Here is a 7,461-nt window from a genome sequence, read left to right on the forward strand (position 1 = left end):
GAGCGAATGAGCAGAGCCGGACGGTGGTCTCAGGCCCCTCGCATATGAACATGCGGCCTGGAGCGTGCGCGGGCGTCGCCCAGGCCAGACGATGTCGCGGAGTAATACTGCAGCAATCCGAACCCATCTCGGCCATTCAATTCTCGTACGCGCCGCCTCGAAGCGGCCGTTCGTTCAGAGGTATTATTTGTGGATGACCTAAACTTGAGCGCTGCGTCCGTCCCGGCCTTTGCAACAGCACCAGAGCCGGAGCGCGATGAGCACGCGGCTTAGGCTGCACGCCTGATCGAACCTCCGGCGCGCCTAGCCGAAACGGTTCATCGGCGACCAAGATGCTTCGCGAGGAGCAGAACCTCCTGGTACTGACTGGCGTCCTGCTCGATGACCCTGCGAAACCTGGGATCGGCGAGATGCGCATCTAGGACGGGCCCGAACGCTCGCCGTAGAACGTTGGAGGGGAGGACGCCGGCGCTCCTGAGGTGTTCCACCCGCTCGAAAAACTCCAGGTAGCGGACGATCGTCTCGGCTGCAGTCTCATCTGTGCTAGCCCCTCCCAGCAGCCGGACGGCCGCCATATGCTCCTCCAACTCCTTCAACAAGGCGCAGAGGGCTGGGGCGGCGCCGAAGCGGCGCGCGTCCCGTATCTGGCGCGAAAGCAGCAGCAGGCTGAGAGCAGAGATGACGGCATAGACGGCCGTGGCGGCGGCCGACACGATCGTCGCCACGTCCGGGCTGATCTCGAACCTCACGAGCACATAGCCTCAGTCACGTGCCGCTCCTGGTCCGGCCGGCCGGCCGCGGGTGGACCAGGAGCGGGCGACTGATGCCGCGCGATGATTCGCCGCGCCATGTCTAGGCCGAAGGCTCTGAGTTGGGCGGCCGGTCGGCGAAGACCGTTTAATCGATCACCATTGCGAGCAGTTCCTGAACGACCTTCGCGCCCCACGCAGCCGGTCAGCCCTGACGCAAACGTGGATGGCATTTCAGAGCCGTGCCGACAGTTCAATATCGTCGGCAAACGGCACAGACAGGTACCCGCTGCCCAGCGACCGCATCCGTTCCAAGTAAGGCGGGCAGAAGTCGGCATTGTCGGCGACGATCAGGGCGCCCGAACGCAGCCGTGGCGCGATAAGGTCGAGGATGTCAGGATAAAGGGACTTAGCGCCGTCGAGCAGCAGCAAATCAACGGTATCGGGAAGGTCACGCGAGAGCGTCTCCAGCGCGTCGCCTTCCCGGAACTCGACGAGGTCGGTGAGGCCGGCCGCGGCGAGATTGGCCCTGGCGCGAGCGACCTTGGAAGACTCAAACTCGCTGGTGACGAGCCGGCCGCCGCCATTGTCGCGTAACGCAGACGCCAGGCAGATCGTCGAAAGGCCGAATGAGGTGCCGAACTCGATGATCGACGACGCGCGTGACGACCTCGCCAGCATGTAAAGCAGGTTGCCGGTCTCGCGCGAAACTGCCAGTGCCACGTCCTTCATGCGGCCATAAAACTCGGCGTAGTCGGTTCGGCTGCGCACCAGGCGCGCCTTGTCCTCGCCGGTCAAGCCATTCCAGTAGTCGGCGACCGAAGGCGTCGTCGCCGGGTCGGAGGCGTCGGCCTCCGCAAAGAGCTTGTCGAGCAGCGGCGCGACGGGACTGTTGGTCATGGTGATCATGTAACTTCCTTGCAAAGCGTCTTGCGGTGCGAGGCAAAATACGACTACTTCGTCAGGTTCGCTATTCGCATTTCCGGAGACAGCCCTGGCGCAGCGCCCAAACCCGCAGGTTTCCTCACGAAAACAGCCCAAACAGGCGCGTGCCAACGACCTCGTTGCGGCCGTGCTCGACGCGGCTGTTCAGGTTTTGCGGACGGAAGGAGCCTCCCGGTTCACCACAGCCCGCGTGGCGGAGAGGGCGGGCGTGAGCGTGGGCTCCCTCTATCAGTATTTCCCGAATAAAGCGGCGATCCTGTTCCGCCTCCAAAGCGACGAGTGGCGCCAGACAAGCGCACTGCTGCACGAGATCCTGGCGGACAGACGGCAACCGCCGCAAGAGCGACTGCGAACGCTCGTTCATGCCTTCCTGCGCTCGGAATGTGACGAGGCCGAGGTGCGAACGGCGCTAGGGGACGCAGCGCCGCTCTACCGTGATGCGCCAGAGGCCGCCCAGGCCCGTGCGTCAGGATCGCTCGTCATCCGCGAATTTATGAAAGAAGCTTTGCCTGGTGTGGACGAGCCGACGGTCGTGCTCGCCGCTGATGTTATCGAGACGACGCTGACACAGGTGGGCAGCAGCTTTTCCGGGACTGAACGAACAAGCCAAGAGATTTCCGCATATGCGGACGCAATGGCCGACATGTTCTGCGGCTACCTAGCACGGCTCTCTCGCTAAGCTGGCCGTCGATTGAGGTCGGCTTGCGTATTGAACGAACCCGCTAGCGCGGGAGTAAGAGAAGGCGTGGCCTGAGGTGCCTCCTGTCTGAGAGGATTGCGGTTGTCCAGACCCCAATCATCAGACAGGAGACCTTGTGATGGCTCAGATGACCCCGCTCCGTCGGCGGCTTCTTGATGACATGACGGTTCGAAACCTCTCGCCAGCAACCCAGCAATCCTACGTGTACGCGGTCGCGAAGTTCAGCCGTTTCTTTGGTGTCGCCCCTGATCAGCTCGGCAATGAGGAGGTCAGAACCTATCAGGTCCACCTCGCCGGCCTCGGTATGTCCTGGTCCCATATAAACCAGGTGTCCTGTGCCTTGCGTTTCTTCTACGGCATTACCCTCGGGCGCAAAGACGCTGCCCTTCGTATCGTGAGCGCGAAGGAACCCAGAAAGCTGCCGGTTGTGTTGAGCGTGGACGAGATCGTTCGCTTTCTTCAGGCGGTTCCTGGTCTGCGTAACCGAACGGCACTGACTACAGCCTACAGTGCCGGTCTACGGGTTTCTGAAGTCGTCGCGCTGAGGATCGCCGACATCGACAGTCGCCGCATGATCATAAGGATCGAGCACGGCAAAGGCGGCAAGGACCGCTATGTCATGCTCTCACCTCAGTTGCTCACCATCCTGCGAGCCTATTGGCGGCTCACTAAACCTGCCCACTGGCTATTCCCCGGTCGAGATGACGGCCAACCGGTCTGCGCGGCTACTCTACAGGCGGCGTGCCGCACGGCAGCACGCGAGGCCGAGATCGACAAGGTCGTCACGGTCCATATCCTGCGGCACAGTTTCGCGACTCATCTGCTGGAAAGTGGAACCGACATCCGCATCATCCAAGTGCTGCTCGGGCATGCCCGGCTGATGACGACAGCCATCTACACCAGGGTTGCCACGAACGTCATCGCCGGAACCGTCAGTCCGCTGGACCGGATGAATCTCGACGTAGGGCCACCAGGCTGAGGCCCCCCGATGCGTGGTGGGCCAGAAGTGGCGGACGTGTTCCGTCGCTGCGGCGCTGTCTATCGCGACGTTCATGCCGGCCACCTCAGCCTCGACCAAAGGAAGGTCATGGGGGCCATCGAAGCCTGCCGATCGCCGGCACTCGGTGGCCATGTCGAGCAATGCGGCGACTGCGGGCACACGCGGGTCGCATATAATTCCTGCCGCAATCGGCACTGCCCGAAGTGCCAGGGGCTCGCTCGCGCCGAATGGTTGGCCGACCGGCAGGCCGACTTGCTCCCAGTGCCATACTTCCACGTCGTCTTCACCTTGCCGACAGCGATTGCCGAGGTGGCCTACCAGAACAAGGCCGTCGTCTACGGCATATTGTTCAAGGCGGCGGCCGAGACGCTGCGCGTCATCGCCGCCGACCCCAAGCATCTGGGGGCCGAGATTGGTATGGTCGCCGTTCTGCATACGTGGGGGCAAGCTCTCCAGCATCATCCTCATCTGCACTGCGTGGTCCCGGGGGGCGGCTCATCCCCGACGGCACAAAATGGGTCGCTTGCCGCCCAGGCTTCTTTCTGCCCGTGAGGGTGTTATCAACCCTCTATCGTCGTCTCTTCCTAACCCTGCTCCAAGCCGCATTCGACGAGGGCCGGCTGAAGTTCTTCTGCGAGCTCGCCGCGCTGGCCAAGCCGGCGGCGTTCGCCGCCCTCCTGAAGCCGCTGCGCAAGGCGCCCTGGGTCGTCTATGCCAAGCGTCCGTTTGGCGGCCCCGCGAAGGTCCTTGAGTATCTCGGCCGCTATACTCATCGAGTTGCCATCGCCAACAGCCGTCTCGTTGACATGACCGGTGGTCAAGTGAGCTTCCTGTGGAAAGATTATCGACATCACGACAAGCGCAAAGTGATGACGCTCGACGCGGACGAGTTCATCCGGCGGTTTCTGCTGCACGTTCTTCCGAACGGCTTCCATCGCATCCGTCATTACGGCTACCTCGCCAATGGCCATCGTGCCGCAAAACTCGTGCAGTGCAGGCGACTACTCACAGCCCCTGCTCCCCAGGACACTGGAATGGGTGGGGATTACCGGTTACGCTACCTCCAGTTGACGGGCCGTTCCCTCGTTATCTGCCCATGCTGCGGCGGCGGGATGATCAACGTCGCCGCCATCCCGCCAGAGAAGGCAACGCACAACATGCCGATCTGGAACAGCTCATGACATCATCGGAGGAATGTTCGATCATTCTAGAAATCATCCCGGAGCTGTCTCTCGGCGCCGGCGTGATGATATTGTCTTCTGGTGACGTCAACACCCCATCTCCAATAGAATGCCTGGATGATACGATCGATATTCTGCGGTCCTACGCTCGTAATGACGTCGGCATGGGAGCAGACGCACGAACCAAGGCAGCATGGCAGAGCAATTTGCCGGAACCCGCGACTCATCAGGGGCGCCGTCGTCGATCAATCCCCATAGACTGAGCCTTGTGACGCGGCTTCGTTCAATCAGGCTTCTGTTCACTCCCGCAGCATGGGGCGCCGCCGCGTTCTGCTGTGATGCGGGACTAAACAGAACCCTCATTCATTCCGACGATGTCGCCCAGGTATTTCGAAACGATGTCGCCCATCATTCCGATCTGATGTCGCCCAGTATTTTGGGGTGATTTCCAGAAGTTGATCCAAAGCCGGGCTGCCATAGGTCGCTGGTTCGCTCAAAGAGCCGACCAGCCGGGAAGATCAGACCTTGCGCGCGAGCCGCGGTAGGAGAGAATGCAGGCGTAACGCTATTGGATGGTAAGAATGCCTAGAGGACAAAGCGCGCCAGAGTACATTCGCGAAGTTCTCGCCAAAACCGTGAGGGCGGCCCGGAGATCTGCGCAGTTGGGTCAGCGCGACTCATGCAGCAGGACCTCCATCAGCCAGTCATATCTCAGCCAATATGAAGCCGGGAAATGGAACATCGGTGTCGATAACATCGCCAAGATCGCGCGGGTTGTGGGACTTCGCCCTCATGACCTTCTTGATCCGGACTTTCGCCCGTCTATGCGCGGGCTACCCGTTCGAAATAATTAGGCGTCAAGGTCTGGCATGAGCACGTTGAACCAACCGATTGCCGCACGGTTCACGCCCGGCGAACGGGATTATATCCGGAGAGAGCTCGATATGTTCTTCTCGACATATCCGACGGTTGCCGAGGGCTTCATGATCAAAACCTGGAGGGGTGGAGTCGACGCCGGAAAGCCTAAGCTTTCGCCGGTCGCCAAGGGCCTGATCGACCGAGGATTGATGCGGCTTGATACCGGCTCACGTGCCCCCAGATTGTTCTTCACGGCAGAAGGGTTAGCCGAGCTGCGGGCGATGATGACGGATCGCCGTTTCGCCGATCCGAAGAAGTTTCAGCACATCCGCCAGGAGCTCGGCATCGACCCGGCTCCAGAATCCTAGGCGTTTACGAACGCCAACAACTTAGCCGCCCAGTTGTCATTATTCGATCTCGCGCAGGATCTCAGAAAATTGTAGAACCGGGACGACAGTTTCGCTAGTCGTCCCGGTTTAGGGCTGGCTGAAGACGAGTGGATTGAGCCAGCATTCGACATCAGGCGGTTTTAATCTTGCGCGGGCGGCCTGGGCCCCTCTTGCCGTCGCGCGCCTTGGCCAATTTCGCCCGTTCCCGTGAGGCCTTCAACTCTCCGCGGATCGATGCCAACGCGGCCTTGATGGCGGCAGGACGCTTATCTTCCTTGATGGCTTCAGCAGCAGCAAAAAAGGCCAAGGACAAATTCTTCGTTCCGCGCGGCGCGCGGGTGGTGGTGGCAGGCATAGTGCATGTTTCTTTCAGATTGCGGGCGAATTCTGACACAAGGTCACAATATCCAACTAGTCATCAGAATGGTAACGACGCGACATTGGTCGAAAGCCGCAGATGGCGTCGATTCCTCGCAAGCACAATATGCTGATGCATTAAATTCCGATAACCAAATCGGCTAAATATAGGCTCGGCCCGCTGGCATAAGAAGCCGCTGAAGAAAAATATCGTTTCTCTGTCGCGCAATCTTCACGAAATCCGCGAGACAAAGCTGCGGCCGTTTTAGCGAAATGAGGTCTTAGAAGGATATCAAACGTCTCCTTTTCTGGTGCTCGCCGTAATCCAAACGGAAAGCGTATCGAGCATATCCGTCAGGACGTCCGTGTCCGCGCGGCCAGATCGCGCTGGCACATGAAAGGAGTGATCCGCTCCGCTGACCTCTGCGAGCGTCGCCCTTGCGCCGAGCGATTTGATGGTTTGAGCCAGCAGCGTCATGTCGGCCAACGCATCCCGCGTGCCCTGTAGAAAGAGCATCGGAATTTGAATTTGGCTGAGGTGCTCCGCGCGTGTGATTGAGGGTTTGTTCGCTGGATGCAGCGGAAATCCAAAAAAGGCCAGCCCCTCGACCTTGGGGAGCGGCGCCTCCGCTTGCGCTTGGGAGGTCATGCGACCGCCGAATGATTTGCCGCCGGCGATAAGAGGCAGTGCTGGCAATTGCCCCGCCGCCTCGATGACCGCCGCTCGAACCGTTCGATGTGCCAGAGCCGGGCTATCAGGCCGCCGCGAGCCTCGCTCCATGTAAGGAAATTGGTAGCGAAGCGTCGCGATGTTCCGCTCAGCGAGGCCGTCGGCAACCGCCGCCATAAACGAATGGTTCATGCCTGCCCCGGCGCCATGCGCCATGACGTAGCACGCACGCGCTTCGGCGGGCACTTGCAGGATGCCCGAGACGGTGCAGCTCTCGTCGACTGCGATTGTCAGAGCGGTTGCCCGCGGCATCACCTTCATCCTCTTGCCTGAGCCATGCGCTCGAATTCTTTACCATTCCCCTGGAATGTGCCGTATCGCGCCGAGACGGCGGTTGAGGCGATTGAATCTGCGGGATTCGATGTCCGCGTGCCTGAAGCCTCGTCCCGAGCGACCGCCGGCAGGCATAGCGCTACCACCGCGTCAATCGATTCTTGTTCTTGTTTCGTTCTCCTTCGCCGCCTAGCTTGCCCGCATGCCCGACGACCATCAGCCAGACCCTGACGCTGCCGATCTCACCGCCGCCACCGCGGAGGAGATCGCGGCCGTCCT

Annotated in this window: 9 protein-coding genes and 1 pseudogene; 6 read left to right on the plus strand and 4 right to left on the minus strand. The window is 60.8% G+C overall.

Annotated elements, in window-relative coordinates; all coding sequences use genetic code 11:
* Positions 1–317: 317 nt before the first annotated feature.
* Positions 318–749: a hypothetical protein gene (locus tag GSQ92_RS26375; RefSeq protein WP_159014561.1), complete on the minus strand. Its 432-nt coding sequence runs from the start codon at positions 747–749 to the stop codon at positions 318–320.
* A gap of 234 nt (positions 750–983) precedes the next feature.
* On the minus strand, positions 984–1,658 hold the full coding sequence (locus GSQ92_RS26380; RefSeq protein WP_159014562.1) for an O-methyltransferase: 675 nt from the start codon (positions 1,656–1,658) through the stop codon (positions 984–986).
* An 85-nt stretch (positions 1,659–1,743) separates the two neighbouring features.
* Between GSQ92_RS26380 and GSQ92_RS26385 the strand changes: the two genes are divergently transcribed.
* From GSQ92_RS26385 to GSQ92_RS26410, 6 genes and pseudogenes are all read left to right on the plus strand, one after another.
* Positions 1,744–2,373, plus strand: a complete 630-nt coding sequence (locus tag GSQ92_RS26385) for a TetR family transcriptional regulator (RefSeq protein WP_159014600.1) — start codon at positions 1,744–1,746, stop codon at positions 2,371–2,373.
* A 139-nt stretch (positions 2,374–2,512) separates the two neighbouring features.
* On the plus strand, positions 2,513–3,373 hold the full coding sequence (locus GSQ92_RS26390; protein ID WP_158801551.1) for a site-specific integrase: 861 nt from the start codon (positions 2,513–2,515) through the stop codon (positions 3,371–3,373).
* Positions 3,374–3,382: 9 nt separating this feature from the next.
* Positions 3,383–4,575: pseudogene (locus GSQ92_RS26395) on the plus strand (IS91 family transposase).
* Entirely contained in the window at positions 4,572–4,838 is a 267-nt protein-coding gene (locus tag GSQ92_RS26400; RefSeq protein ID WP_158805698.1) for a hypothetical protein, read from the plus strand. The pseudogene GSQ92_RS26395 and the gene GSQ92_RS26400 overlap by 4 nt, the downstream one beginning before the upstream one ends.
* 318 nt (positions 4,839–5,156) lie before the next feature.
* Positions 5,157–5,429 (plus strand): helix-turn-helix domain-containing protein, encoded by a 273-nt coding sequence (locus GSQ92_RS31965; RefSeq protein WP_371418600.1) that lies wholly within the window; start codon positions 5,157–5,159, stop codon positions 5,427–5,429.
* A 15-nt stretch (positions 5,430–5,444) separates the two neighbouring features.
* Positions 5,445–5,801, plus strand: a complete 357-nt coding sequence (locus GSQ92_RS26410; protein ID WP_159014564.1) for a hypothetical protein — start codon at positions 5,445–5,447, stop codon at positions 5,799–5,801.
* A 151-nt stretch (positions 5,802–5,952) separates the two neighbouring features.
* Here the strand turns inward: GSQ92_RS26410 and GSQ92_RS26415 are convergent, their stop codons facing one another.
* Both GSQ92_RS26415 and GSQ92_RS26420 read right to left on the minus strand, forming a co-directional pair.
* On the minus strand, positions 5,953–6,177 hold the full coding sequence (locus GSQ92_RS26415; RefSeq protein WP_159014565.1) for a hypothetical protein: 225 nt from the start codon (positions 6,175–6,177) through the stop codon (positions 5,953–5,955).
* A 294-nt stretch (positions 6,178–6,471) separates the two neighbouring features.
* On the minus strand, positions 6,472–7,161 hold the full coding sequence (locus GSQ92_RS26420; protein ID WP_216856983.1) for an alpha/beta family hydrolase: 690 nt from the start codon (positions 7,159–7,161) through the stop codon (positions 6,472–6,474).
* Between the last annotated feature and the right edge of the window lie 300 nt (positions 7,162–7,461).

The sequence above is a fragment of the Acidisoma sp. S159 genome, from assembly GCF_009766125.1.
GTDB lineage: Bacteria > Pseudomonadota > Alphaproteobacteria > Acetobacterales > Acetobacteraceae > Acidisoma.

What these genes read in the sequence shown, in the direction of transcription:
- GSQ92_RS26380 (WP_159014562.1), bottom strand. Translation starts at nt 1,658, where the DNA reads ATGATCACCATGACCAACAGTCCCGTCGCGCCGCTGCTCGACAAGCTC.
- GSQ92_RS26390 (WP_158801551.1), top strand. Translation starts at nt 2,513, where the DNA reads ATGGCTCAGATGACCCCGCTCCGTCGGCGGCTTCTTGATGACATGACG.
- GSQ92_RS26400 (WP_158805698.1), top strand. Translation starts at nt 4,572, where the DNA reads ATGACATCATCGGAGGAATGTTCGATCATTCTAGAAATCATCCCGGAG.
- GSQ92_RS31965 (WP_371418600.1), top strand. Translation starts at nt 5,157, where the DNA reads ATGCCTAGAGGACAAAGCGCGCCAGAGTACATTCGCGAAGTTCTCGCC.
- GSQ92_RS26410 (WP_159014564.1), top strand. Translation starts at nt 5,445, where the DNA reads ATGAGCACGTTGAACCAACCGATTGCCGCACGGTTCACGCCCGGCGAA.
- GSQ92_RS26415 (WP_159014565.1), bottom strand. Translation starts at nt 6,177, where the DNA reads ATGCCTGCCACCACCACCCGCGCGCCGCGCGGAACGAAGAATTTGTCC.
- GSQ92_RS26420 (WP_216856983.1), bottom strand. Translation starts at nt 7,161, where the DNA reads ATGCCGCGGGCAACCGCTCTGACAATCGCAGTCGACGAGAGCTGCACC.